At 68.6% G+C, this 23,929-nt stretch carries 24 protein-coding genes and 1 pseudogene; 13 read left to right on the forward strand and 12 right to left on the reverse strand.

Annotated features, from left to right (window positions below):
• Positions 1–28 precede the first annotated feature (28 nt).
• Positions 29–721 (reverse strand): guanylate cyclase, encoded by a 693-nt coding sequence (locus tag H7K45_RS04040; protein ID WP_263994491.1) that lies wholly within the window; start codon positions 719–721, stop codon positions 29–31.
• Between the two features lie 36 nt (positions 722–757).
• Between H7K45_RS04040 and H7K45_RS04045 the strand changes: the two genes are divergently transcribed.
• A complete protein-coding gene (locus H7K45_RS04045) occupies positions 758–919 on the forward strand; it encodes a hypothetical protein (protein WP_263994492.1) in 162 nt (53 codons plus the stop codon).
• Between the two features lie 5 nt (positions 920–924).
• On the opposite strand, the gene H7K45_RS04050 is transcribed toward H7K45_RS04045, so the two are convergent.
• The 4 genes and pseudogenes from H7K45_RS04050 to H7K45_RS04065 form a co-directional block, all read right to left on the reverse strand.
• On the reverse strand, positions 925–1,692 hold the full coding sequence (locus H7K45_RS04050; protein ID WP_263994731.1) for an adenylate/guanylate cyclase domain-containing protein: 768 nt from the start codon (positions 1,690–1,692) through the stop codon (positions 925–927).
• 171 nt (positions 1,693–1,863) lie between these two features.
• A complete protein-coding gene (locus tag H7K45_RS04055; RefSeq protein WP_263994493.1) occupies positions 1,864–3,225 on the reverse strand; it encodes an HNH endonuclease signature motif containing protein in 1,362 nt (453 codons plus the stop codon).
• 264 nt (positions 3,226–3,489) lie between these two features.
• Positions 3,490–3,863, reverse strand: a pseudogene (locus H7K45_RS04060) (limonene-1,2-epoxide hydrolase family protein).
• 5 nt (positions 3,864–3,868) lie between these two features.
• Positions 3,869–4,738, reverse strand: coding sequence for an alpha/beta fold hydrolase (locus H7K45_RS04065; RefSeq protein WP_263994494.1), 870 nt, complete (start codon positions 4,736–4,738; stop codon positions 3,869–3,871).
• 89 nt (positions 4,739–4,827) lie between these two features.
• Between H7K45_RS04065 and H7K45_RS04070 the strand changes: the two genes are divergently transcribed.
• A complete protein-coding gene (locus tag H7K45_RS04070; protein WP_263994495.1) occupies positions 4,828–5,301 on the forward strand; it encodes a VOC family protein in 474 nt (157 codons plus the stop codon).
• Between the two features lie 45 nt (positions 5,302–5,346).
• Positions 5,347–6,252: an alpha/beta fold hydrolase gene (locus tag H7K45_RS04075; protein WP_263994496.1), complete on the forward strand. Its 906-nt coding sequence runs from the start codon at positions 5,347–5,349 to the stop codon at positions 6,250–6,252.
• Here H7K45_RS04075 and H7K45_RS04080 read toward each other — a convergent pair.
• The gene (locus H7K45_RS04080; protein WP_263994497.1) at positions 6,249–7,052 is read right to left on the reverse strand and encodes an SDR family NAD(P)-dependent oxidoreductase; all 804 of its coding nucleotides are present in this window, start codon (positions 7,050–7,052) and stop codon (positions 6,249–6,251) included. The genes H7K45_RS04075 and H7K45_RS04080 overlap by 4 nt on opposite strands.
• A 23-nt stretch (positions 7,053–7,075) precedes the next feature.
• Between H7K45_RS04080 and H7K45_RS04085 the strand changes: the two genes are divergently transcribed.
• Positions 7,076–8,350, forward strand: a complete 1,275-nt coding sequence (locus tag H7K45_RS04085; RefSeq protein ID WP_263994498.1) for a WSD1 family O-acyltransferase — start codon at positions 7,076–7,078, stop codon at positions 8,348–8,350.
• Here H7K45_RS04085 and H7K45_RS04090 read toward each other — a convergent pair.
• Positions 8,347–8,946, reverse strand: coding sequence for a TetR/AcrR family transcriptional regulator (locus tag H7K45_RS04090; RefSeq protein WP_263994499.1), 600 nt, complete (start codon positions 8,944–8,946; stop codon positions 8,347–8,349). The two genes, H7K45_RS04085 and H7K45_RS04090, sit on opposite strands and share 4 nt — an antisense overlap.
• A gap of 73 nt (positions 8,947–9,019) precedes the next feature.
• Between H7K45_RS04090 and H7K45_RS04095 the strand changes: the two genes are divergently transcribed.
• The gene (locus tag H7K45_RS04095) at positions 9,020–10,759 is read left to right on the forward strand and encodes a DUF3556 domain-containing protein (RefSeq protein ID WP_263994500.1); all 1,740 of its coding nucleotides are present in this window, start codon (positions 9,020–9,022) and stop codon (positions 10,757–10,759) included.
• On the opposite strand, the gene H7K45_RS04100 is transcribed toward H7K45_RS04095, so the two are convergent.
• Entirely contained in the window at positions 10,749–11,549 is an 801-nt protein-coding gene (locus H7K45_RS04100; RefSeq protein ID WP_263994501.1) for a FadR/GntR family transcriptional regulator, read from the reverse strand. The two genes, H7K45_RS04095 and H7K45_RS04100, sit on opposite strands and share 11 nt — an antisense overlap.
• A gap of 165 nt (positions 11,550–11,714) precedes the next feature.
• On the opposite strand from H7K45_RS04100, the gene H7K45_RS04105 reads away from it, so the two are divergent.
• The 3 genes from H7K45_RS04105 to H7K45_RS04115 are packed head-to-tail and all read left to right on the forward strand — an operon-like array spanning position 11,715 to position 14,819.
• Positions 11,715–12,860 (forward strand): thiolase family protein, encoded by a 1,146-nt coding sequence (locus H7K45_RS04105; RefSeq protein WP_263994502.1) that lies wholly within the window; start codon positions 11,715–11,717, stop codon positions 12,858–12,860.
• Complete coding sequence (locus tag H7K45_RS04110) at positions 12,857–13,657, forward strand: crotonase/enoyl-CoA hydratase family protein (protein WP_263994503.1); 801 nt, start codon at positions 12,857–12,859, stop codon at positions 13,655–13,657. Before H7K45_RS04105 ends, H7K45_RS04110 begins: the two co-directional genes overlap by 4 nt.
• A 19-nt stretch (positions 13,658–13,676) precedes the next feature.
• Positions 13,677–14,819 carry an acyl-CoA dehydrogenase family protein gene (locus tag H7K45_RS04115; RefSeq protein WP_263994504.1) on the forward strand — a complete coding sequence of 381 codons (1,143 nt, stop codon included), beginning with the start codon at positions 13,677–13,679 and terminating at the stop codon, positions 14,817–14,819.
• Between the two features lie 84 nt (positions 14,820–14,903).
• Here H7K45_RS04115 and H7K45_RS04120 read toward each other — a convergent pair whose 3' ends face one another.
• Entirely contained in the window at positions 14,904–15,632 is a 729-nt protein-coding gene (locus H7K45_RS04120) for a fasciclin domain-containing protein (protein WP_263994505.1), read from the reverse strand.
• Between the two features lie 84 nt (positions 15,633–15,716).
• Complete coding sequence (locus H7K45_RS04125; protein WP_372512499.1) at positions 15,717–17,138, reverse strand: MFS transporter; 1,422 nt, start codon at positions 17,136–17,138, stop codon at positions 15,717–15,719.
• A 39-nt stretch (positions 17,139–17,177) separates the two neighbouring features.
• Between H7K45_RS04125 and H7K45_RS04130 the strand changes: the two genes are divergently transcribed.
• From H7K45_RS04130 to H7K45_RS04145, 4 genes are read left to right on the forward strand one after another with little or no spacing between them, the layout of a single operon-like run.
• Positions 17,178–18,134, forward strand: coding sequence for a GlxA family transcriptional regulator (locus H7K45_RS04130; RefSeq protein WP_263994507.1), 957 nt, complete (start codon positions 17,178–17,180; stop codon positions 18,132–18,134).
• Between the two features lie 23 nt (positions 18,135–18,157).
• The gene (locus H7K45_RS04135) at positions 18,158–18,682 is read left to right on the forward strand and encodes a gamma carbonic anhydrase family protein (protein ID WP_263994508.1); all 525 of its coding nucleotides are present in this window, start codon (positions 18,158–18,160) and stop codon (positions 18,680–18,682) included.
• Positions 18,683–18,716: 34 nt separating this feature from the next.
• The gene (locus tag H7K45_RS04140) at positions 18,717–19,853 is read left to right on the forward strand and encodes an NAD(P)H-binding protein (protein ID WP_263994509.1); all 1,137 of its coding nucleotides are present in this window, start codon (positions 18,717–18,719) and stop codon (positions 19,851–19,853) included.
• Positions 19,850–20,548, forward strand: coding sequence for a CPBP family intramembrane glutamic endopeptidase (locus H7K45_RS04145; protein ID WP_263994510.1), 699 nt, complete (start codon positions 19,850–19,852; stop codon positions 20,546–20,548). The genes H7K45_RS04140 and H7K45_RS04145 overlap by 4 nt, the downstream gene beginning before the upstream one ends.
• An 8-nt stretch (positions 20,549–20,556) precedes the next feature.
• Here the strand turns inward: H7K45_RS04145 and tet(V) are convergent, their stop codons facing one another.
• Both tet(V) and H7K45_RS04155 read right to left on the reverse strand, forming a co-directional pair.
• Complete coding sequence (tet(V), locus tag H7K45_RS04150; protein ID WP_263994511.1) at positions 20,557–21,834, reverse strand: tetracycline efflux MFS transporter Tet(V); 1,278 nt, start codon at positions 21,832–21,834, stop codon at positions 20,557–20,559.
• A gap of 67 nt (positions 21,835–21,901) precedes the next feature.
• Complete coding sequence (locus tag H7K45_RS04155) at positions 21,902–22,711, reverse strand: enoyl-CoA hydratase (RefSeq protein WP_263994512.1); 810 nt, start codon at positions 22,709–22,711, stop codon at positions 21,902–21,904.
• 105 nt (positions 22,712–22,816) lie between these two features.
• Between H7K45_RS04155 and H7K45_RS04160 the strand changes: the two genes are divergently transcribed.
• On the forward strand, positions 22,817–23,908 hold the full coding sequence (locus H7K45_RS04160) for a CaiB/BaiF CoA transferase family protein (RefSeq protein ID WP_263994513.1): 1,092 nt from the start codon (positions 22,817–22,819) through the stop codon (positions 23,906–23,908).
• The last annotated feature ends 21 nt before the right edge of the window (positions 23,909–23,929 follow it).

The following is a 23,929-nucleotide window of genomic DNA, read 5'->3' on the forward strand; positions in this document are numbered from 1 at the left end:
CCTCGACGCTACGGTACTCAGCCGTGGGTCAGAGGACGACCGAGATCTCGTCACCAAGGTCGTAACCCGGGGCGAGGGGAAGGGTGTCACCGCTCCAGAACTTGCCGGGGTCGAACCAGTTGGTGTCCTTGTCGGTGGCCAGCAGACCCATCTCCTGATAGGTCACTGCCACGGTCTCCGCGCAGTAGGCGGTCTCCAGCCCGACCTTCTGGCGTCGCTCCCGCTTACGCCCGGTGATCCGCTGAACCCGGTCGTCGAGGATCGGGATGCCTTTGGTCCAGTCGTGCAGGGTGGGGATCCGGCCGCGGAACCATCGCGCCGTGAGCTTGGCCGTCGTCGGGAAGGCGGTGCCGTCCATCCGGGCGATCACCCGGAGCAGGTCGTCCTCTTGTCGACGGGTGGCGTACGGGGTCAACTGACGCAACCAGCAGCGCTGGCCGTAGGTGAGCATCCAGCGCTCGACGGCCTGCCGAAGATCGTTGAGTTGCACGCCGCGGTGGTGCCCGCCGCTCCAGAGGCATTCCAGTTTGTCGCCGAGTTCGGCGTGCCAGATCAGTGGTGGGAGATCGTCGACGGCGACCGTCATGCCGACGTGGTTGACCGGCGCGTTGGTCATGGTCTGGATGGCGCGGTCGGGGCCGGACTCGCCGCGGAACAGCCAGATGTCACCGGTGCGCGTCTCGGCCAGCGCGCGGTCGAGCGTCACGGTGTTCGCAGTCACGATGGCAGCTTAGGTAATGGCGGGCAGAATATGGCGATGCGAGGCATCTGGAAGTGGGTCGGGCTGGCCGGTGTCGCCGGGGTGGTGGCGGGTGGCGCGCTGGTTGCACGCGACCAGCGCAAGCGACGGGCCTACACCCCCGAGGACATTCGGGCGAAGCTGCACCAGCGCCTGGCGGAGTCCAGCGCCGGCGAGTAGTCGCCTTAGACGGCCACCGAGTACAGCCGGTGAGTGCCGTTGAAGCCCTTGAGCTGTGCGTCCCTGCCGTCGTCGACGGTGACGTCGTCGCCGAGGGCGTCGCGGACGGACTCGCTGATGAGGATCTCACCGCCCTCGGCGGCCGCGGCCACCCGGGCGGCCATCGCCACGTTGCGGCCGAACAGGTCGTCGCCGCGGCGCACCGACTTGCCGCTGTGTATGCCAATGCGCACGCGAATCCCGTTGGGCCGCTTGGCCAGCTGACGTTGCAGGTCCATGCTGCACCACACGGCCTGCTCGGGTTGGGCAAAGGCGATCATGAAGCCGTCGCCCTGGCTCTTGACGACGTAGCCCGAGTGACGCTTGACCAGGCGGCTCACCATCTTGTCGTGACGGTCGATGAGGCGCACCCAGGCGCGGTCGCCGATGCGCTCGTTGAGGGCCGTCGATCCCTCGATGTCGGAGAACATGATGGCGACCCGACCGTTGGGGGTCAGTCGGGCCAGGTCGGGGCGTTCGACCTCGGCCCAGTCGGCGAGGTCTTCGATGTTGGATCTGACGGCGGCGCCAAATCCTTCCTTGCGGAGGATGTTTGCGGTCTGCCAGACCGTCTTGACGGCCTCGCGTCCGCCGGTGAGCAGGTTGGCGCGGGTGTCCAGACGACGGTGCAGCTCGGCGAGTTCCTCGTCCCGCGTCTTGACCCGCCGCCACAGGACCGCAACGGCGCAGGCCTCCGCGACGGCCACGGCGAGCAGCAGATAGATCGCGATCATTGGTACTGACACGGGTCGATTATCGGCATGGGGCGTTCGTGTCCGACCGTAGGCCCCATGGCGCTGCGCCCGACCGGGCGGTACGCCACGCCGCCGGCACCACTCTGCGATCGCGGGTCGTCGTCGCCGCACCGACTCCTGACGCCGACCGTAGGCCCCACGGCAACTCCCTCAGGCTGCGCTCTCGTCGTCAGGTGCGAGGAGTCGCTCGGGGTGGTGGAGGTAATTCACGCGGGCTTGGCCCACGTCGAGTTCCGGGGGTGGGATCCACTGCACCACCCCATCCTTGAGCTGCACGGTCCATCCGTTCTCGGCCAGGCGGTTGTCCCCGCCGCAGGCCAGGGTGACGTCGTCGACGTCGGTCAACCCGTTCTTCGCCCACCCCGTCATGTGATGGACCTGGGTGCCATAGCCGGGGACGGTGCAGCCCGGTTTCGTGCAGCCGCGGTCGCGGGCGTGCAGCACGATCCGCTGCCCCACTGAGGCCAACCGCTTCGTCCGGCCCAAGTACAGGGCTTCGTTGGAATGCTTGTCGAACACCGCCAGGTAATGGTGGGCGTGGGCGGCCATCCGGATCAGGTCGGCCATCGGCAACAGACTGCCCCCGCCGGTGACCCCGGACCCGGTTCCGGATTCGAGGTCTTGCAGTGTGGTGGAGACGATGACGGTGACCGGTAACCCGTTGTGCTGACCCAACTCACCAGAGGACAACACGCTTCGACCGATCGCGATCAACGCATCGTGGTTGCGTTGGGTCGCCGTGCGGTCGTCAGTGTCGATCTGTTCCTGCGTCGGGGTGCCGGAGGTGCGGGGTTCGTGGTCGGCGGGGTTGCACATCCCGGGGGCGGCGAATTTGGACAGGATCGGCTCGATCGTCGCGCGGGCTTCAGGGTCCAACAGCCCGGTGAACGGGGTCATCCCGTCGGCCTGTTGCTTTCCCAGTCGCAGGAACCGCTTGCGGGCCCGTTCGACGTCGTCGGGTTTGGGCCCGTCCTGGTCGATGGCGGTCATGAGTTTCTTGGCCGTGTTGCCCAGTTCTTCTGGTCCGGTGCCGGACCCGATGTGCACCAACGTCTTCTCCGAGAGTTCCCTAACCTCGGGGTCCACCCAGGTGGGCAGTTTGTCCAGAAAGCCCCGAATGACCGACACGTGTTCGGGCCCCAGCACCCCGTCGGCTTGGGCGTCGGCGGTCGGTGCGAGCTTCGGTGGCAGCGGCTGCCCCGTCACGGTCGCGCGTGGCCCGAGATCTTCTGCCTCGTGGAGCCGCCTCCGGACTTCCTTGTTGGAGATGCGCAACCGTTGGGTCAGCACATCGCCGAGCGATTTGGCGCCCAATTCGGTTGGCGAGGCTTCGCGGTGCAGCCGGGCGATCACCCGGTGCCCGACGGTGGGGAGTTGCCAGGTGGCGGTCTCCAATTCGCCCAACAACTCGACCAGTTCGAGGTGGGTGAACTGGTCACAGTCCATCTCGATGAGTTCGGCCACGGCAGCCCGGATCCCCGCGACTGCTGCGGTGACCCGATCCGAACTCATACCCGAACACTAGTACGACCCACCGACAGAAAATCCGACGATGTGACTCCTGAAACCCCTGTGACACAGGAGTTTTAGAGCTATAGCCAATTCGCTCAGAGGCGGGCAACAACCCTTGCGACGGGCTGCCGTCCCGCTAAGAATCCTTATCCGTGATGCCGTGATGCCGTGATGCCGTGATGCCGTGATGCCGTGATGCCGTGATGCCGTGATGCCGTGATGCCGTGATGCCGTGATGCCGTGATGCAAGGGATTCGGCAGTGGCTACGCCAACCCCGCCGTCACCGTCGCCAGGTCGAAGTAGTCCCGCCACGCGGCGATGCGTCCGTCGCGGACCTCGAAGACGCCCATCACGGGAAGTTCGATCCGCGCACCGTTCGTTCGGCGCATGACATCGGTGCGTTCGTTCATCACGAGATTGCCGTGGGCCACTTGCCGATGAATGATGAAGTCGATGCCCTCCATGCCGTCGAGCATCATGGGAAGGAGATCACGAATCGCCGCCAGACCCTCGCAGGTGCCATCGGAATGTTGTGGTAGATCGCATCTTCGGTGAAGTAGCTCAGAATGGTCTCGACGTCTGGCGTGACCCACAGGGCGCAGAATTCAGCCACCAGCTCGGCAGGATCGGTCGTCATTCGACTCACCGATCCACGAACGCCACGACGGCCTCGGTGAAGGCGTCGTTGTCGTCGCCTGCGGCGGTGTGTCCCGCGTCGGAGAGTTCGACGAACTCCGCGCGCGGCACCTTGGCGAGGAAGTCCTGCACGCCCTCGCTGCTCACCACGTCGGACAACTTGCCGCGGATCAACAGGATTGGGATCTCCAGGTCTATCGCCGACTGCTCGAGTGCGTCCATCCGGACGAACGGGTCGTCGGCAGGCTTGGTGAGGAACGCCGGATCCCAGTGCCAGTACCACCGGCCGTCGCGCAGCCGCAGGTTCTTCTTCAACCCTTCCGCGCTGCGCGGTTTGGGACGGTGCGGCAGGTAGGCCGCCACCGCGTCGGCCGCCTCTTCGAGCGAGTCGAACCCGTCGACCCCGCTGAACATGAACTCGCGGATCCGGGCGCTGCCGTCCTTCTCGAATCGCGGGACGACGTCGACGAGCACCAACTTCACCACCACGTCGGCACCCGCCTGGTGCGCGGCGAGGATGCCCGTCAGCCCGCCCATGCTGGCGCCGATGAGCACCGTCGGCGCACCGATCTGCTCGATGACCCTAAGGGTGTCGGCGCACAGCGCGTCGACGGAGTAGTCGGCGGTGGGGGAGCGGTCGCTGTCGCCGTGCCCTCGGCTGTCGAGGGCGACCACGTGGAATCCGGCGTCGGCGAGGATCTGGCCCGTCTTCTTCCAGGAGTGCCGGTTCTGGCCCCCGCCGTGCAGCATCAGGATGGCGGGCCGCTCGGGTGCCGCCTGGGCGTCGCGGTTCCACTCGTCGGCCACCAGGGTGAGGTCGTCCGTGCCGCGGAACTCCACGGTCGTCGACGTGCTGGTCGCCTCGTTACTCGCCATCCCCGCACGTTACCCACGGCGTGCCGATGACTTTCGCGGGGTCCGCCGGTCTGCCCCCATGACCGCTCCTCCGACGTAAGGACACTTCCATGCCGGCGATCACCCCGTCCCTGTGGTTCGACGACGACCTCGAGGAGGCCGCCGAGTTCTACACCTCGGTGTTCCCCAACTCGTCGATCGAGGGATTCACCCGCTACACCGACGCGGGCCCTGGCACGCCGGGCTCGGTGGTCTCGGGCACGTTCGTCCTCGACGGGCAGCGGTTCGTCGGCATCAACGGCGGCCCGGTGTTCTCCTTCAGCGAGGCGGTGTCGTTCGTCGTGCAGTGCGCCGACCAAGACGAGGTCGACTACTACTGGAGTCGACTGGTCGACGGCGGCGAGGAGTCCCAGTGCGGCTGGCTCAAGGACCGCTTCGGGCTCAGCTGGCAGATCGTTCCCGACCGGCTCCACGAGCTACTCGGTGACCCCGACCCGGCCCGTGCGGCGGCCGCGACCACGGCCATGCTCGGCATGCGCAAGATCGTCGTCGCCGACCTGGAAGCCGCCGTACGCAAGGTGTGAGCCAGGTACGTTGAGGCGACGCACGCGGCTACTCGAGGAGCGAACATGGCAGACGAGGAGCCGCGCTGGCTCGACGTCCCCACTCCGGACGTCCACCTCAAGGCGCTGTCCTGGGGTCCGGAGGGCGCCCCGATTGCGTTGTGTCTGCACGGCTTTCCCGACACCGCCCACGGTTGGCGCAAGGTCGCACCCACACTCGTCGACGCCGGTTGGCGGGTCGTGGCACCGTTCATGCGCGGGTACGCGCCGTCCTCGACCTCGGCCGACGGGAGCTATCACGTCGGGGCCCTGATGGACGATGCGCTGCGGGTGCTCGACGCGGCGGGCCCGACCGGTCGCGACGTGCTCGTCGGACACGACTGGGGTGCCATTGCCGGCGCCGGTTTGGCGGCCATGCCCGACAGCCCGTTCGACAAGGCCGTCATCATGTCGGTGCCGCCCGCGGGTAGCTTCCGGCCGCTGGGCCGCGTGCCCGACGCAGGCAAGCTCGCCACCATGCTGCCCCGGCAGCTGCTGCGGAGCTGGTACATCATGTACTTCCAATTGCCGTTGCTGCCAGAGCGTTCCGCCGAGTGGGTGGTGCCACGGCTGTGGCGGCAGTGGTCGCCCAGCTACGACGCCACGGCGGACGTGGCGCTGGTACTCGACGCAATCGGCACGCCCGAGAACTGGCGTGCTGCCCTCGGCTACTACCGGGCGACCATCCGCGGCAGCGCACCCCCGCCGCGCTACGCCGACCTGCACGAGCACTGGCTGGCCCCCCTGCGCCTGCCGACGCTGTACCTGCACGGCTCCGCCGACGGCTGTGCTTCGGCCGACTATTCGCGGTGGGTTGAACCTGCCCTGCCGCCCGGCAGCCGAGCCGAGATCGTCGACGGCGCAGGGCACTTCATGCAGCTGGACCGGTCGGACGACGTGGCGCGCCGCATCCTCGACTTCGTCGGCCCCTAACGGTTCTTCAGCGCCGGGTGGGTGCGCGCCAGGATCGGCAACAGCAACCGGCGAGGCAGGAGCCGGTACGCCGCTGCGCCGACCCTGTTGAACGCTCCTGGGACGACGACGGACTTGCCCGCGGCCACACCGTCGACCGCCGCGGCGGCGACGTCGGCCGCGGTGACCCACATGGCCTTCGGCAACGCGGCCTCGGCGTCGGCGTCGGAAATGCCCGCCGTCGCACCGAAACCCGTCTTCACCGGACCCGGGCACAATGTCGTCACGGCGACGCCCGTGCCGGACAACTCCTGTCCGAGGGCTTGGCTGTAGGACAGCACGAAGGCCTTGGCGGCGCCGTAGGCGGCCTGTCCCGGCAACGGTCCGAACGCCCCGACCGACGCCACGTTGAGCACCGCACCCCGCCCGCGGGACACCATGCCGGGGACGAAGCGGCTGCACAGGTCGACGACGGCGGCGACGTCCACCTCGACGAGGTTGAGTTCCGCGGTGGGGTCCGACGTCGCGACCGGACCTGAGGTGCTCAGGCCGGCGTTGTTGACCAACACGTCCACCACCCGGCCCAGTTCGGCGACCCGGGCGGGCAATGCGGCGCGCTCGTCGGGGTCGGCGAGGTCGGCCGCCAGCACGTCGGCGGCCGATCCGAGCGAGGTGGCCAGGGCGTGCAACTTGTCGGCACGCCGAGCCACGAGCACCACGTGTCGGCCACGGCGGGCCCATTCCCTAGCGAGTTCTTCGCCGATGCCCGACGAGGCGCCGGTGACGAGCACGGTTCCGTCGGCGCTGGGCGCTGGGAGCATGCCCGCAGCCTAGCCTTGGCCGCATGACGGCGAACCGACTGACGCCCTTCGACGCGCAGACGTTCTGGCTGGCCGCCAAGATTCCCAACGACACCGTGCTGATGTTTGGCTTCGCCGGAGTACCCGCCGACCTCGAGCGCGCGCTCGCCGAGGTCGAAGCCCGCGCCGCAGGGTGTCCGGAATTGGCGTGGCGAATCGACGACGGGTCGCGGGGTTACCCGCGGTGGGTTCACCGCGGGGGCGACCGGTCGCAGTTCGTGGTGCACGATCTGCCGGAGCGCACCTACGAGGCCTGCCTGGCGGCGATCGCGGCGCTGGTCGAACGACCGCTGGACGCGACGGACACGGCCTGGCGGCTGCACCTGTTCGCCGGCGTGCTCGACGTCCCGGGGGTCGACGGTCCCGGCGTGGTCGCGGTGCTGCAGATCTCGCATGCCCTTGGCGGCGGCGGGCGTACGTCGGCGCACGCGGCGCTGTTGTTCGGCAGGTCCGGCGTCGTCCTGCCCGAGATTCGTCCCGCGCCGGTGGGGCCTGCGGCATTGGCGCTGGCCGGGTTTCGCGCCGCTCGGGCGCACCGCGCGTTGACGGCCGACGTCGAGGCAGCGGCAGTGCCCGCGCAGGCCCGGTTGCGTCCGCCGCTGCGCACCAACGACCGACCCACGGGGGTGCGGGCAGTTCGCACCGTGACGCGGCACCGTCGCGAACTGGCCGCGACGACGGTGACGGTGGCCGCCCTGTCCGCGGTGTCGGTCGCACTGGCCGCGGAACTTCGGGCCCTCGGCGACGACCCGTCGGCGCTGGGTGCCGAGGTGCCCATGACCAAGCCGCCACCGCGGTTGGCGTACAACCACTTTGGCAACGTCGGAGTGGGGCTGTACCCCGATCTGTCGTCGGAGCGACGGCCGACCGCCATCGCCGAGGACCTCGCGGCCAGGCGGTTGCGTGCGGCCCATCCTGCGATGCGCGCCGACGATCTGGCCTTCGCGGCGACGCCGGCGACGCTGTTGCGTTGGGGGATGGGACGATTCGACCCCAGCGTCCGATCGGCGGCGGTGACCGGCAACACCGTCGTCTCCAGCGTGAAGTTCGGGGCCGCCGACTTCGCCTTCGGGGGAGCACCCGTGGTGTTCGCGACCGCGTTGGCCGGACTGTCGCCGATGATGGGCCTGACCCACGTCGTCGGCGGTGTGGGTGACACCGTCACCATCGGGGTGCACGCCGCCGAGTCGGCTCTGGGTGGCGCGGGAGGGCTCGACCGGTACGTGGCGAGGCTCGACGCCGCGCTGGCGGCGTCCTAGCCGCGCAGGGCGGCGATGCCGACGTCGAGTGCTGCCTCGAGGTACCCGAGATCGCCGGTGCTCATCAGCACCAGCACCCCACCCTGGATGCCCGCGAGCAACGCGGCGGCCGCGCGCGACGCGTCGACGCCGGTGTCGACCTTGCCCTGGGCCTGCATGGCCCGTACGCCGGTCTCGATTTCCGAGCGCCACCGGTCGATCAGCGTGGTGGTCACGGCCTGAGCGCCGGGCGTGCGGCCGATCTCCGACATCACGGTGGACAGGGGGCAGAGTTGGCCCTGCTGTCGGTAGCGGTCGACGACAGTGTCACGCCACCGCTGCCAGGCCGCCCACGACGTCAGGGCGCCGAGGTGCGGTTGCTGGTCGCTGATGACCCGTTCGGCTTCCTGCTCGGCGACGGCCAGCAGGAGCTGGTCCTTGCCGCCGGGAAAGTAGTGGAACAGTTGGCTCTTGGAGGTCTCGGTGTGAGCCATCACGTCCTCGAGCGTGGTGGCGACCGCGCCGCGGACGCGAATCTCGGCGGCCGCACCGTCGACGATCCGCTGGCGGGTGGCACGGCCCTTGGGGGTGAGCTTGGCCGTGGCGTTTGGACTCACGGGTCCAAACTTTACGGCACGCGCCGTGAGAAAGTGGCCCGCAAGATCTAGAACACGTTCTAGTCTCTGCGCTATGGGATTTCTCAAGCCCGACCTGCCGGTGGTCGACTTCGCCGAGTGGAGCAAGGGCACCCGCGCCGAGAGGATCCGTCCGCTGGCTGGCCACTGGGCCGAGGTGGGATTCGGCACGCCCGTGGTGCTGCACCTGTTCTACGTCGTCAAGATCCTGCTCTACGTCCTGGCCGGGGCGTTGTTCGCGGCCAGCACGACCGGGCTCGGCGGCCTGACCGACGTGACCGCCTGGTACGACGAACCGATCGTGTTCCAGAAGGTCGTCCTGTTCACGATGCTCTTCGAGGTGGTCGGGCTGGGGTGTGGCTTCGGCCCGCTCAACAACCGGTTCTTCCCGCCGATGGGGTCGATCCTCTACTGGCTGCGGCCGGGGACGATCCGGTTGCCGCCCTGGCCGACGCGACTCCCGCTGACGCGCGGCTCGGCCCGCACCCCGCTGGACGCCGCGCTGTACGGGGCGCTGTTGGTGGTGCTGCTGGTCGCCTTGCTGTCGGGCGGCACTGGTCCGATTCCGGCGCTCGACACCACGGTCGGGGTGCTCCCGGTGTGGCAGATCTGGACGATCCTGGGGCTGCTGGCGGTCGCGGGACTGCGCGACAAGGTGATCTTCCTGGCCGCCCGAGGCGAGGTCTACGCGTCGTTCACGGTGGCGTTCCTGTTCGGCGGGGTCGACATGATCATCGCCGCCAAACTGGTGTGCCTGGTCATCTGGATCGGCGCGGCCACCTCGAAGCTCAACAAGCACTTTCCGTTCGTCATCTCCACGATGATGTCGAACAGCCCCCTGGTGCGTACCAAGGCGTTCAAGCGGGCCTTCTTCGAGAAGTTTCCCGACGACCTTCGACCGGGACGGATCTCGCGGATCGTCGCCCACTTCAGCACCGCCGTCGAGGGTTTGGTGCCCTTGGTGCTGTTCTTCAGCCACGGCGGCTGGGTGACGGCCGTCGCGGCATTCGTGATGCTGGTCTTCCACTTCGGCATCCTGTCGGCCATCCCGATGGGCGTACCGCTCGAGTGGAACGTGTTCATGATGTTCTGCGTGCTCGCGCTGTTCGTCGGGCATCCGGGGATCGGTCTCGGTGACCTGACCAGCCCGCTGCCACTCGTGCTGTTCGCCGTGCTGGTCGCCACGGTGGCGACCGGAAACCTGTTCCCGCGCAAGGTCTCCTTCTTGCCGGGCATGCGCTACTACGCGGGCAACTGGGACACCACGCAGTGGTGCATGAAGCCTTCGGCGGAGGAGAAGATCAAGGCCGGGCTGGTCGCGATCGCGAGCATGCCGCAGTCGCAGGTGGAGCGCATCTACGGCAGTCCCGAGCAGGCGTTGGTCATGCTGCACTCCGGTTACGCCTTCCGGGCGATGAACACCCACGGCCGGGCACTGTTCACGCTGGTGCACCGGGCGATGGCCGACGGCGACGAGGCCGACTACGTCGTCACCGAGGGAGAACGGCTGTGCAGCACGGCGATTGGGTGGAACTTCGGTGACGGACACATGCACAACGAGCAGCTGATCGCCGCGATGCAGGAGCGGTGTGGCTTCGAGCCGGGCGAGGTGCGGGTGGTGTTGCTCGACGCTCAGCCCATCCACCGCCAGCGGCAGGAATACCGCCTGGTAGACGCGGCCACCGGCGAATTCGAACGCGGTTACGTGCAGGTGGCCGACATGGTGACGCGACAGCCGTGGGCCGACGACGTGCCCGTGCACGTGACGTGGTCGGCAGGTGCCACTACTGCATGACGTCGCGGACCTTGACGTCCTCGAAACCGGCCAGCAGCAGGATGCGGGCCGTGTCGAGGTGCTTGCGCCAGTGCGTCTCGGCGCCCGCTCCGTCGCCGGCGCGCAGCAGGGTCATCAAGCGGCGGTAGGACCGCATCAACTTGTCGTAGTCGGCCTTGGACACCTCACGGTGCTCCTTGATGGCGAAGGCCGTGTGGCGCACCGTGATCTCGTGCAGCATCCCGGCGACGATCGTCAGGGTGGCGTTACCCGACAGCTCCACCATTCTGCGGTGGAACTCGCCGGTGGCCTCGGCCAACCGCCCCGACTCCCAGCCCGCGGGGATGTCGTCGGCGAGCATGGCGTCCAGTTCGTCGAAGGCGGTCTCCGACGCACTGGTGGCCAGCAGGCGCACGGCGAGGGGTTCGATGCCCGAGCGGGCGACCAGCACGTCGGCGATGGTCGCGCCGGAGAGCTCCAGTAGCAGACCGGCCGGCCGGGCGACGATCTCCGGGCCGGGCACGCGGACCCTGGCACCCGTTCGCGAGCCGCGGCGCACTTCGACCAGGCGTTCGGACTCGAGCACCCGGACCGCCTCGCGCAGCGTCGGGCGGCTGACCCCGAAGTGCGTCATCAACTCGGCCTCGTTGGGCAGGAAGTCGCCTTCCTTGAGCTGGCCGTCGACGACCATGCGACGCAGCGTCCCGGCGACCAGTTCGGCGGTCTTGGGGGAGCGCACCGTCGTGCCGGTGCCCCGTCGCGCCACGGCATCCGGCCCCATCATGGGTGCCAGCGGCGTGTTGCGAGTCACGGCTTCTCCTGCGGGTGCGCGTCTGTTGTCGAACTCAGTAAACCATGTGGCGCCACGGCGCGGTGGCTGCTCTACCAACCAGTAGGTTGACCTAGTAAACCTACTCATCTACCTTCGAAATCATGTCAGGCAGCCTGCCCGATCGTCACGTCAAAGGAGATGTCCATGGCTGAAGCCGTCATCGTAGAAGCGGTTCGCTCACCAGTCGGCAAGCGCAACGGCGGACTGTCCGGCGTGCACCCCGGTGAATTGTCGGCGCAGGTGCTCAACGGACTCGTGCAGCGCGCCGGGGTCGACCCCGCCCTGGTCGACGACGTCATCTGGGGCTGCGTCATGCAGGCTGGCGAGCAGGCGCTCGACATCGCCCGCACCGCGGTGCTGGCCGCCGGCTGGCCCGAGAGCGTGCCCGGCGTGACCGTCGACCGGCAGTGTGGGTCGAGCCAGCAGTCGGTGCACTTCGCCGCCGCCGGTGTCGTCGCCGGGCACTACGACGTCGTCGTCGCAGGCGGCGTCGAGTCGATGTCGCGGACGCCCATGGGCGCCTCACTGGCCAACGGCGGCCACCCATACCCCGAGGCGTTCCGCGCCCGCTACACCCAGACCCCCAACCAGGGCGTCGGCGCCGAGATGATCGCCGAACAGTGGGGTTTCGACCGCACCGCGCTCGACCAGTTCTCCCTCGGATCGCACGAAAAGGCCGCCGCAGCTCAGGATTCCGGAGCCTTCGACGACCAGATCGTGGCGATCACGGACCAGGAGGGGAACGCGGTGCTCAAGGACGAGGGCATCCGCCGCGGCGGCACCGTCGAGAAGATGGCAGGAATCAAACCCGCCTTCAAGGAGGACGGGGTGATCCACGCGGGCAACGCTTCCCAGATCTCCGACGGTTCGGCCGCGCTGCTGTTCATGTCGGCCGAGAGGGCCAAGGAATTGGGCCTCAAGCCCCTGGCCAAGGTGCACACCGCAGTGCTGGCGGGTGCCGATCCGGTCATCATGCTGACCGCGCCGATCCCGGCGACGCAGAAGGCGCTCAAGCGGTCCGGCCTGTCGATCGACGAGATCGGCGTCTTCGAGGTCAACGAGGCGTTCGCTCCGGTTCCGTTGGCCTGGCTCAAGGACATCGGTGCCGACGAGAAGAAGCTCAACCCGAATGGCGGCGCCATCGCCCTTGGCCACCCGTTGGGCGGCTCGGGTGCGCGGATCATGACCACGATGCTGTATCACATGCAGGACAAGGGAATCCAGTACGGCCTGCAGACCATGTGCGAAGGCGGCGGTCAGGCGAACGCCACGATACTCGAGCTCCTGTGACCGAGGGCAAGACGGATGTCCCCGCTGTGTTGACGGAGCGGCGCGGCAACGTCCTGCTGGTCACGCTGAACCGGCCGGAGGCGCGCAACGCCGTCAACGCTGCCGTCAGCGCCGGGGTGGGCGACGCGCTGCACGAGGCCCAGCACGACCCCGAGATTCGTGCGGTCGTCGTCACCGGCGCGGGCCAGTCGTTCTGCGCCGGAGCCGATCTCAAGGCCATCTCCCGCCGGGAGAACATCTACCACCCCGAACGGGCGGAGTGGGGTTTCGCCGGGTACGTGCAACACGTCGTCGACAAGCCGACCATCGCCGCGGTCAACGGCACGGCACTGGGTGGCGGTACCGAACTCGCACTGGCCAGCGATTTGATCGTCGCCGAGGAGAGCGCCAAGTTCGGCCTACCCGAGGTCAAGCGCGGTCTGATCGCGGCGGCGGGTGGGGTGTTCCGCATCGTCGAGCAACTGCCGCGCAAGGTGGCGATGGAGCTGTTGTTCACCGGTGAGCCGATGACTTCGGCCGACGCCCTCAAGTGGGGACTGGTCAACCAGGTCGTGCCCGACGGCACCGTGGTCGACGCCGCCTTGGCGCTGGCCGAACGGATCACCGTCAACGCACCGCTGGCGGTGTGGGCCAGCAAGCGCGTCGCCGCCGGCATCGACGACGGCGCCGTCGCCGCGGAGGAACCCGGATGGAGCAGGACCATGCGCGAGATGGGCACGGTACTACGTTCGCAGGACGCCAGGGAGGGACCACTGGCGTTCGCGGAGAAGAGACAGCCCGTGTGGCAGGCGAAGTAAGCGAACGAGGAGAGACACCATGAAGCGATTGGTCTTCGACGAAGAACACGAGCAGTTGCGCGCCACCGCACGCCAATTCCTGGAGAAGGAATGTGCGCCGTACGCCGAGAAGTGGGAGAGCGAGCGCATCGTCGACCGTGACGCCTACGTCGCCGCAGGCAAGTACGGGCTGATCGGGTTCAATCTGCCCGAGAAGTTCGGCGGCGGCGGCGTCGACGACTTCCGGTTCAACGCGGTGATCGTCGAGGAGTTCACCAGGTACGGATTGCCGTCGCCGGGACTGAGCTTGCAGAACGACATCGTCGGCCCGTACTTCGCCAACCTGGCCAACGAGGAGCAGCAGGCGCGGTGGCTGCCGGGCTACATCACCGGTGAGCTCATCGGTGCCGTCGCCATGACCGAACCCGGTGCGGGCAGTGACCTCGCGGGCATCAAGACCACTGCGGTCCGCGACGGTGACGACTGGATCCTCAACGGCGCCAAGACGTTCATCTCCGCGGGCATCAACTCCGACCTCGTCGTGGTGGTGGCCCGAACCGATCCCGACGCCGGCCACCGGGGTTTCTCGCTGCTCGTCGTCGAACGTGGGATGGAGGGCTTCACCCGCGGCCGCAAGCTCGACAAGATGGGTCAGCACTTCGCCGACACCGCCGAGCTGAACTTCGAGAACGTCCGCGTGCCCGGGGCCAACCTGCTGGGGGAGGAGGGCAAGGGTTTCTACCACCTGATGACCAACTTGCCGTCCGAGCGCCTGTCGATAGCGATCGCGGCCGTCGCCGGAGCCCGTGCGACCTTCGACGACACCTTGGCATACGTCAAGGACCGCAAGGCCTTTGGTCAGCCGATCGGCAGCTTCCAGCACAACAAGTTCGTCTTGGCCGAGATGGACACCGAACTCGAGATCGCGGAGTCCTACGTCGACCGGTGTCTTCGGGCCGTCGTCGACGGCGAGCTGACGGCGGTCGAGGCGTCCAAGGCGAAGTGGTGGTGCACCGAGCTGGCCAAGCGCGTCGTCGACCATTGCGTGCAGTTGCACGGCGGCTACGGCTACATGAACGAGTACAAGGTGGCGCGTGACTACGTCGACGTGCGCATTCAGACGATTTACGGCGGCACCACCGAGATCATGAAGGAGATCATCGGCAAGGACCTCGGCCTCTAGTACGAGGCTTGCTGCGCAACGAAATTCGGCGCGTTCCCGTTCTCGACAGAGACGGGAACGCGCCGAAGTCGCGTCGGGGGCGGGTCAGCCGGCGGGCGCGGGCGCGGGCTCGGTCGACGTCGCGGTGGTGCTCGTCGGCGTGGCCGGCTTGCCCGTCCCGGCGAACGACGTCGTCGGGGTGATCGGCTCCGGCGGGGAGTTGGGGTCGAGGACGGTGTCCAAGATGTAGATCCGGGCGTTGGCGGTCTGGATGCCTCCGCAGATCACCTTGGCCGTGTCGTTGACCTTGATGTCGCCGTCCTTGCCCGTCACCTTGACCTCGGCACCCTCCTGGGTGGGCCGCTGGCCGGCGATGTCACCGGGGCCGAGCAGGCCGAGGAAGACGTGGTAGTAGTCCAGCTTGGTCAGCGCGGCGGGATCGGCCTTGATGGCGTCCAACGCGGCCGGGTCCAGCTTGGCGAACGCGTCGTTGTTGGGCGCGAAGACGACGTACGGGCCGTTCTCCAGGACGGGGACGACGTTGACGGCGGGGTTGAGGCCACCGTCGACGGCGGAGGTGAACGTGCTCAGCGACGGGATCTTGGCCAGGGCCTGCCCCACCGGCAGAGTGGCGAGGTTCTCCTTGGTGACACCACTGGGCGCCAACTCGGCGCGCAGCGGGTCGCAGTTGCCCTGCCAGTCCGGCAGCGGCTTGACGTCGGCCGTCGGCGTCGGCGACGGGTCGGCCTGCGCGGTGATCGCCAGGGGCAGCGACACGGCGATCGCGGCGATCGCGGCGGACATTCCAATGGCTCGACTGGTGCGAGTCTTCACGTTTTCGGCTCCTCAGCGTGGTTGAATCGCGCCGCCTAGAGCCCGACTCTCGTGGCGACGCCAAGGGAAGCGTAAGGGCTCCGATCACGAATCGGCAAAGTCAGCGCCCTGCACCACGGGCGCTGCAGCAGCGCTGACCTGGGGTTTCCGTATGCTCAGGCACAGCAGCGCTGCCACGGCGCACAGGCCGGATGCCAGGTAGAACGCCAGGTCGTAATCGCCCTCGAGGTCGCGCAACCACCCGGCCCCGGCGGCGGCGACGGCAGCTCCCACCTGATGGGAGGCAAACACCCAGCCGAACACCACCGGCGTGCGGGCGCCGAAGTAGCGGCGGCACAGCACGATCGTCGGCGGCACGGTCGCCACCCAGTCCAAGCCGTAGAAGATGACGAACACCCACGTGCTGGGCTCGGCGTGCGGGGAGAGCAGCGACGGCAGCAGCAGCAGAGAGATGCCACGGCCCAGGTAGTAGACGACGAGCAGCACGCGTGGATCCACGCGGTCGGTCAGCCAGCCGGAGAAGATCGTGCCGACGACGTCGAGGACGCCGATCGTGGCGAGCAGCCCGGCGGCGAGGGTGCTCGGCATCCCGTGGTCGTTGGCCGCGGGGATGAAGTGGGTGCCGATGAGTCCGTTGGTCGTCATGCCGCAGATGGCGAAGCTGCCGGCGAGCAGCCAGAACGCCGGCACGCGAATCCCGAGCCGCAGACCGTCGAACGCCGCCCGGAAGCTGCCGGCGGGCACCACGGCGGGTTCGCTTGCTTCGCTCCCTTCGCTCGCCCCTGTGCCTTCCCCCGTCGCTTCGCTCGCCCCTGTGCCTTCCCCCGTCGCTTCGCTCGCCCCGTACGCAGCCAGCCCCACGTCCCGCGGGTAGTTCCTCATGAACACCAGCACCAACGGCACCACGCTGAGCGCCGCGGCCGCCACGATGAGCGACGCCCACCGCCACCCGTGGCGGGTCGTGACCTCCGCGACCACCGGCAGGAAGATGAGTTGTCCGGTGGCGCTCGCCGCGGTCAGCACCCCGGTGACCAGACCCCGGCGGTGCTCGAACCAACGGGTGGCGACGGTCGCCACGAAGCCCATCGAAATCGACCCGGTGCCCACGCCGACCAGCACGCCCCACAGCAGGATCAGCTGCCAACTGGTGGTCATGGTGACCGACAACGCCGACCCCGCCGAGACCAGCAGCAGGGCCACCGCGAGCACCGGCCGGACGCCGAACCGGTCCATCAGCGCGGCGGCGAAGGGGGCGGTGAGGCCGAACAGCGTCATGTTGACCGACATCGCCAGCCCCACCGTGCCGTGCGACCAGCCGAACTCGTGGTGCAGCGGGTTCATCATCACGCCGGGCACCGAGCGGAAGCCGGCGGCACCGAGGATGGCGACGAAGCTGACGGCCGCGATCACCCAGGCTCGGTGCAGGCGGGGTCGGCGGCGGAGGTCGGGATTGGCGATCGTCACCAGGACACGATGGCCGGGCGGGGACCGTTCCGCTAGTGGCATGAATGACACATAGCGTCAAGAACGTGCCAAACTGGCGTGATGCACCGCGTCGCCGTTCTGTTGCTGCCGCCAGTCGTGGGCTTCGACGCCGCCATCGCCCCGCTGATGTTCGGCGAAGCCGCCGACGGGCAGGGACGCCCGCTCTACGAGGTGACGGTGTGCGGGCTCGACGCAGACCCGGTGACGAGCACCGGCGGGTTTGGCATCGTGCCTACGGCCGGCGCCGAGGCGCTGGCGACCGCCGACACCGTCGTCGTCCCCGGCACGCATTTCGAGTCGGCCCGCAGGGACGGCATCCTGACCCCCGCCGCACGGGCCGCGTTCGACTCGATCCGGCCCGGGACCCGCATGGTGTCCATCTGCACCGGCGCCTTCGTCCTGGCGGCGGCGGGACTGCTCGACGGTCGCCGGGCCACGACGCATTGGAAGTTCGCCGGCGACCTGCGGCGGCTCCATCCGCGGGTCGTCGTCGACGAGAACGTGCTGTTCGTCGACGACGGCGACGTGCTCACCTCGGCGGGCCTCGCGGCGGGGATCGACCTGTGCCTGCACGTGATTCGCTCCGACCACGGCGTTCAGATCGCCAACGCGGTCGCCCGGCACTGTGTCGTGCCGCCGTGGCGCGAAGGCGGCCAAGCCCAATTCATCGACCGACATCTCCCCGTTCAGGACGACGCCTCCACCGCGGCGACGCGGGCCTGGGCGGCAGCCCATCTGCACGAGGACCTCACCGTCGAGCGCCTCGCGAGGCACGCGCATACGAGCCTGCGCACCTTCAACCGCCGCTTCCGCGAGGAGACGGGGCAGGCGCCCGGCACGTGGATCCGCCAGCGACGGGTCGACCTGGCCCGAGAACTGCTCGAATCCGGTGACCTGTCCGTCGACGAGGTCGCCCGCCGTGCCGGCCTCGGCACCGGTGGCAACCTGCGCCACCAACTGCGCCAAGGGCTGGGGGTGTCCCCCTCGGGATACCGCAAGGTGTTCCAGGGCACGTGAACCCGCCCGGCTAGGATTCGGCCATGCCAGAGCCGCTGATCCTGTCCGTCAACGGCCACGAGCCGCAGCTACACCCGGAATCGTGGATCGCGCCCAATGCCACCGTCCTCGGCCACGTGACCCTCGGCGCGAAGGCCAGCGTCTGGTACGGCGCCGTGCTACGTGCCGAATTCGAGCCCATCCACGTCGGAGACGGCGCCAACCTGCAGGACAACGTGACCGTGCACGTCGACCCGGGGTTCCCGGCCAGCATCGGTGCGGGCGTCAGTGTCGGCCACAACGCCGTCCTGCACGGCTGCACGATCGAGGACGACTGTCTGATCGGAATGGGTGCGGTGATCCTCAACGGCGCCCGCATCGGAGCCGGCACCCTGGTGGCGGCGGGCGCCGTCGTCGGACAGGGCGCCGTGATCCCACCTGGATCGATGGTCGCGGGCGTGCCGGGCAAGGTCAAGCGCGAACTGACCGCCGACGAAATTGGGCACAACCGCCTCAACGCGCAGGTCTACCAGCATTTGAGTGACGTCCACCGCACCGCGGTGGAATAGCCCTCCTGCGGGTACCTAACCTACCGTGAAATCCATGCGCGCACTCGTCACCGGAGCGACCGGCTACATCGGGTCCCGACTCGTCGCCGCCCTGCTCGCCGAGGGGCACGAGGTGGTCGTCGGCAGCCGCAACCCCGAACGACTCGGCGACTTCGGTTGGATCGACGACGTCACGCCCGTACTGCTGGACGCCGGTGACCCTGAAACGGTGCACAGCGCCTTCGGCGTCGGCGGTCCCGTCGACGTCGTCTACTACCTGGTGCACGGCATCGGCCAACCCGGTTACCGCGAAGCCGACAACGCCGCCGCGGCCAACGTCGCCGAAGCCGCCAAGGCTGCGGGCGTCAAGCGCATCGTCTACCTCGGTGGTTTCGTCCCCGACGCCGACCAGCTGTCCGAACACCTGCGAGGCCGCGCTGAGGTGGCCGAGGCGCTGACCCTCGACGGCGGACCAGAGGTGGTGTGGCTGGGTGCCGCGATCATCATCGGTGCGGGCTCGACGTCGTTCGAGATGCTGCGGGCCGTCGGCGACCGCTTCCTGCTGATCCCCATGCCGCCGTGGGCGAACAACGCGCTCGATCCGATCTCGATCAGCGACGTCATCTACTACTTGATTGCGGCCGCCGACTCCGAGCGCGTGCCGCCGGGGTCCTACGACATCAAGGGCCCGGAGACGACGACCTACGGCGACCTGCTGCTGACCTATGCGCGGGTGTCGGGGCTGCGGCGCAGTGGCGTCCCCGTGCCGGACGTCAACATGGACCTGGTGTCACAGGTGGCCGCACTGTTCGTCCCGGTGCCCCGAGCGCTCGCCGCGGATCTCGTTCAATCCCTTGACTATCCGATGACGGCGACCAACGACGGCCTCGCGGGCCTGGTGCCCGACCCACCCGGCGGCCCGGTCGGCATCGAGGACGCCATCAAGCTGTCCCTGTCGGGGCACCGGCGGCTGCCCGTCGACCAACTGGCCGACCCGCACCACCTCGCAGACACCGATCCTGAATGGGCCGGCGGCGACGTGACCCGCATCCGCACCCTCGCGTCGGCGGTGACTCCGGCGGTCACGCACCCCGCGCTCGGACTGCTCTGCGCCGTTCCCGGACCCGTCGCCGGATGGGTTCGGACCGGCCTGGACACCGTGATTGGACTGGCGCCCAAGGGGTTGTCGTGACGAGACTGTTCTCGCAAATCGGCGCGCTCGTCTCGACGCCGGCTGCGCCGCACCAGGAGTCGGCGACGATGGTGCGGACGCGCCGCATCGTCGTCGTGGTGGTTCTGCTGCTCGGAGCGACGTTGCTCGGCGTATCCCTCACCCGCACACCGGGAAGCACGTCGTTCTACGTGCTGACCGTCGCCCTGGCCGCGGTGTGGGCCATCGGCGCGCGGCTGTCGGGACCGTTGCACATCGGCAGCGTCGAGTTTCGCGGCAAGAATCGACGTCCCGTGATCACGGGCACGGTGACGGGATTGCTGCTGGGCGGGGTGTTCATCGTCGGTGGTCTGGTGGCCCGCGAGATCGGTCCCGTCCGCGAGTACATCGTCGACGTCTTGAACTACGCGAACTACGGCGCCCTGTGGTTGGTCACCCTGATCACCGTGGTCAACGGCGTGGCGGAGGAGTTGTTCTTCCGCGGCGCACTGTTCACCGCACTGGGCACGTACCGACCCGTGGTCACGTCGACCATCGTCTACGCCATTGCGGTGTCGGCGGCGGGCAATCCGATGCTCGGGTTCGCGGGCATCATCCTCGGGGCGGTCTGCGCCTACGAACGCCGAATCACCGGCGGCGTGCTCGCGCCCATGTTGACCCACTTCTTCTGGGGTCTGGTCATGGTGCTGGCCCTGCCGCCGATGTTCGGCGTGTAGCGCGGCCGCTACCGCAGCGGGTTGGCGATCTCGTCGCGCGTCATCCGCGCCGCCACCATCGAGACGGCCGCGAGCAGGACGGGGATCACCCCGGCCGCGGTGAAGATCGTCTCCATCGGCACCACCTTCGACAGTGGACCGGCGATGGCGAACGACACCGGCAGGAACGCCAACGACACGAAGAAGTCCAGGCTCGACACGCGACCCAGCATCTCTCGCGGCACCCGGCGCTGCAGCAGCGTCCCCCAGATCACGCTGCCCGCACCGTCGGTGACGCCGACGAAGAACGTCGCCAGGGCCATCAACGGAAACGACGACGTGGCACCGACGACCACCAGCGGCAGACAGCCCCCGCCCCACATCACCATCATCACCGTCAGATAGCGACGCGGCAGCCGGCGCGACGAGACCGCCAGCGCCCCGATCGCACTGCCGACGCCGAAGGCGGCCAACACGAAGCCGTACATCCGAGCGCCGTCGGCGAAGCGATCCTTGGCGATGAAGGGCAGCAGCACCTCGATGGGGCCGAGGACGACCAGCACGAGCATGCACGCGAACAGCAGCGTCCACAGCAGCCACGGGGTGTGCACCATGAAGTGCACGCCCTCGCGCATGTCGCGCACCACGTGGGTCTTCTCCCGTTGCACCGCAACGCCTCTCGCGGGCCGGGTGGCGACGAGCAGGATCAGGCCCACCGCGAAGAGACCGGCAACGGTGAACTCCCCGAGGGCCGGGAAGGTCATGCCCACCAGGACGCCGGCGACGGCGGGGCCGACGGCGCGCTCGAACACCGGACGCACGACGCCCTCGACTCCGTTGGCGGCCAGGAGCTGCTCGGCGGGCAGAATGCGGGGCAGCATGGCGCTGTAGGCGGGAAAGAAGAACGCCGCCGCGATTCCGAGGGCGCCGGCAGCAACGGCCATGTGCCAGATCCGCAGCACGCCAGTCGAACTCAGCACCGCGACGATGGTGACGACGGTGACGTTGACCGCCTCGACGGCGATGATGATCGTGCGCTGGTCGAGGCGGTCGGCGGCGATCCCGCCGATCAACACGAAGGCGACCAGGCCAGTGCCCAGGCACGTGGCGACCAACGACAGCGACGCCGGGTCGTCGTCGAGGGCGATCACCTGCATCGCCATCACGACGGCCCACATGCCCTCGGCGAAGATGGAGATCGACAATGCGCCGATCAGCAGGCGATACTCGCGGAATCGGAACGGTGCGAGTACGCGCCAGCCGCCGGTGCCCGGTACCGGCTGGTCGACGTCGACGTGCGTACTCACCACACGATGGTCGCCGATCGGTCCCGCCGAGTCGAACGATTATCGGCCGTGGTGCAACCGCTTCCGATCAGTCGTCGGTGAAGTTCGGCGACCGGCGCTGCTGAAAGGCCCTGATGCCCTCGCGGAAGTCGCGGGAGGACAGCAGCGTCAGCTGCCCCTCGGTCTCGAGCTCGAGTGCACCGTCGAGCTCGGTCAGCGTGGCGGCGTTCACGGCGGCCTTGGTCTTGCGCAACGCCGCGGCGGGACCGGACTTCAATCGCTCGATCACGGCGTTTGCCTCGGCCTCCAGGTCGTCGGCGGCGTGCACCGAGCTGACCAATCCCGCGCTGAACGCATCGTGTGCGGACAGTCGTTCGGCGAGCAGGGCCATCCGCATGGCGCGGGCACGGCCAATCGACGCGGCGACCAATGCCGACGCGCCCCCGTCGGGCATGAGCCCAATCTTGGTGAACGCCAACAGGAAGTATGCCTTCTCCGACGCCAGCACGATGTCGGCGGCGATCGCGAGCGACACCCCGACCCCGGCGGCGGGACCCTGCACGACCGACACCACCGGCTTCGGCAGCGCGACGACGGCGCGCACCGCTCGGTTGGCCGCGGCCAACGTGTCGTCGGTCCCGTCACCCGCATCCGCGTCCCCGCGGTCGTCGGCACCGATGCCCGCACCGGAGCTGAAGCCACGCCCCGCGCCGCCCAGTCGCACGACGCGTACGGCGGGATCGGTGGCCGCACGCTCGAGGGCGTCGGCGGTGGTGTCGAGCATGGCCGCGGTCAGCGAGTTGAGGCTGTCGGGCCGGTTGATGGTCACCGCGAGGACCCCGTCGTGCAGCGTCACGGTGAGATCGTCGATGCCGGTGTAGGACTCGGTAGTGGTCATGCCCGCCTTCGGTTGGGCGAGCACGAGGCCCGCCATCGTTCGACTTGGTTATACAAGTAAGCTATGTCGCGGTCAACTGGGTCGAACCGATGAAGGGTGTCAACGATGACTGGTCCACTGCACGGCTTGAGGGTCGTCGAGCTCGCGGGCATCGGTCCCGGACCGCACGCCGCGATGATCCTGGGCGACCTCGGCGCCGACGTCGTACGCGTCGAGCGGCCAGGCAAGAACGGTGGCGTGCCCGTCGGCGGCCGAGATTCGATGCTCCGCAACCGGCGGTCGGTGGCCGCGGACCTCAAGAGTGACGAGGGCCGGGAGTTGGTGCTGCGGCTGATCTCGAAAGCTGACGTGCTCATCGAGGGTTATCGCCCCGGGGTGACCGAACGCCTGGGCCTGGGTCCGCAGGACTGCGCCGAGGTCAACGAGCGACTGATCTACGCCCGCATGACGGGCTGGGGGCAGACCGGCCCGCGTGCGCAGCAGGCCGGCCACGACATCAATTACATCTCGCTCAACGGGGTGCTGCATGCCATCGGGCGAAAGGGCGAGCGGCCCGTGCCGCCGCTGAACCTCGCGGGTGACTTCGGCGGCGGGTCCATGTTCCTGATCGTCGGCATCCTCTCGGCGCTGTGGGAGCGCCAGAGTTCCGGGCTGGGTCAGGTCGTCGACGCGGCGATGGTCGACGGCTCCAGCGTGTTGGCCCAGATGATGTGGAGCTTCCGTGCGGGCGGCATGTGGAGTGACGAACGTGGCGTCAACATGCTCGACACCGGTGCGCCCTTCTACGACACTTACGAGACGGCCGACGGCAAGTACGTCGCCGTCGGGGCGATCGAACCGCAGTTCTACGCGCAACTGCTCGCCGGGCTGGGGCTCGACGCCGCCGACCTGCCCGGTCAGCACGACGCGTCGCGCGCCGACGAATTGCGCGCGGCGTTCACCGAGGCGTTCCTGCGGCATGATCGCGACCACTGGGCCTCGGTGTTCAACGGCACCGACGCATGCGTCACCCCCGTCCTGAGCTTCGGCGAGGTCGAGACGGAGCCGCACATCACCGAGCGTGACACCTTCTTTCGCGACGGCGACGATCTCGAGCCCGCGCCCGCGCCTCGCTTCTCCCGCAGCGTGCCTCCCACCCCGACGCCGCCCGGGGAGAAGGGTGCGGATACCGAGGCCGTCCTACGCGACTGGGTATAGTCCCAACCAACTAGTCGGTTG

Source organism: Mycobacterium yunnanensis (genome assembly GCF_025823185.1).
GTDB classification, from domain to species: Bacteria; Actinomycetota; Actinomycetes; order Mycobacteriales; family Mycobacteriaceae; genus Mycobacterium; species Mycobacterium yunnanensis.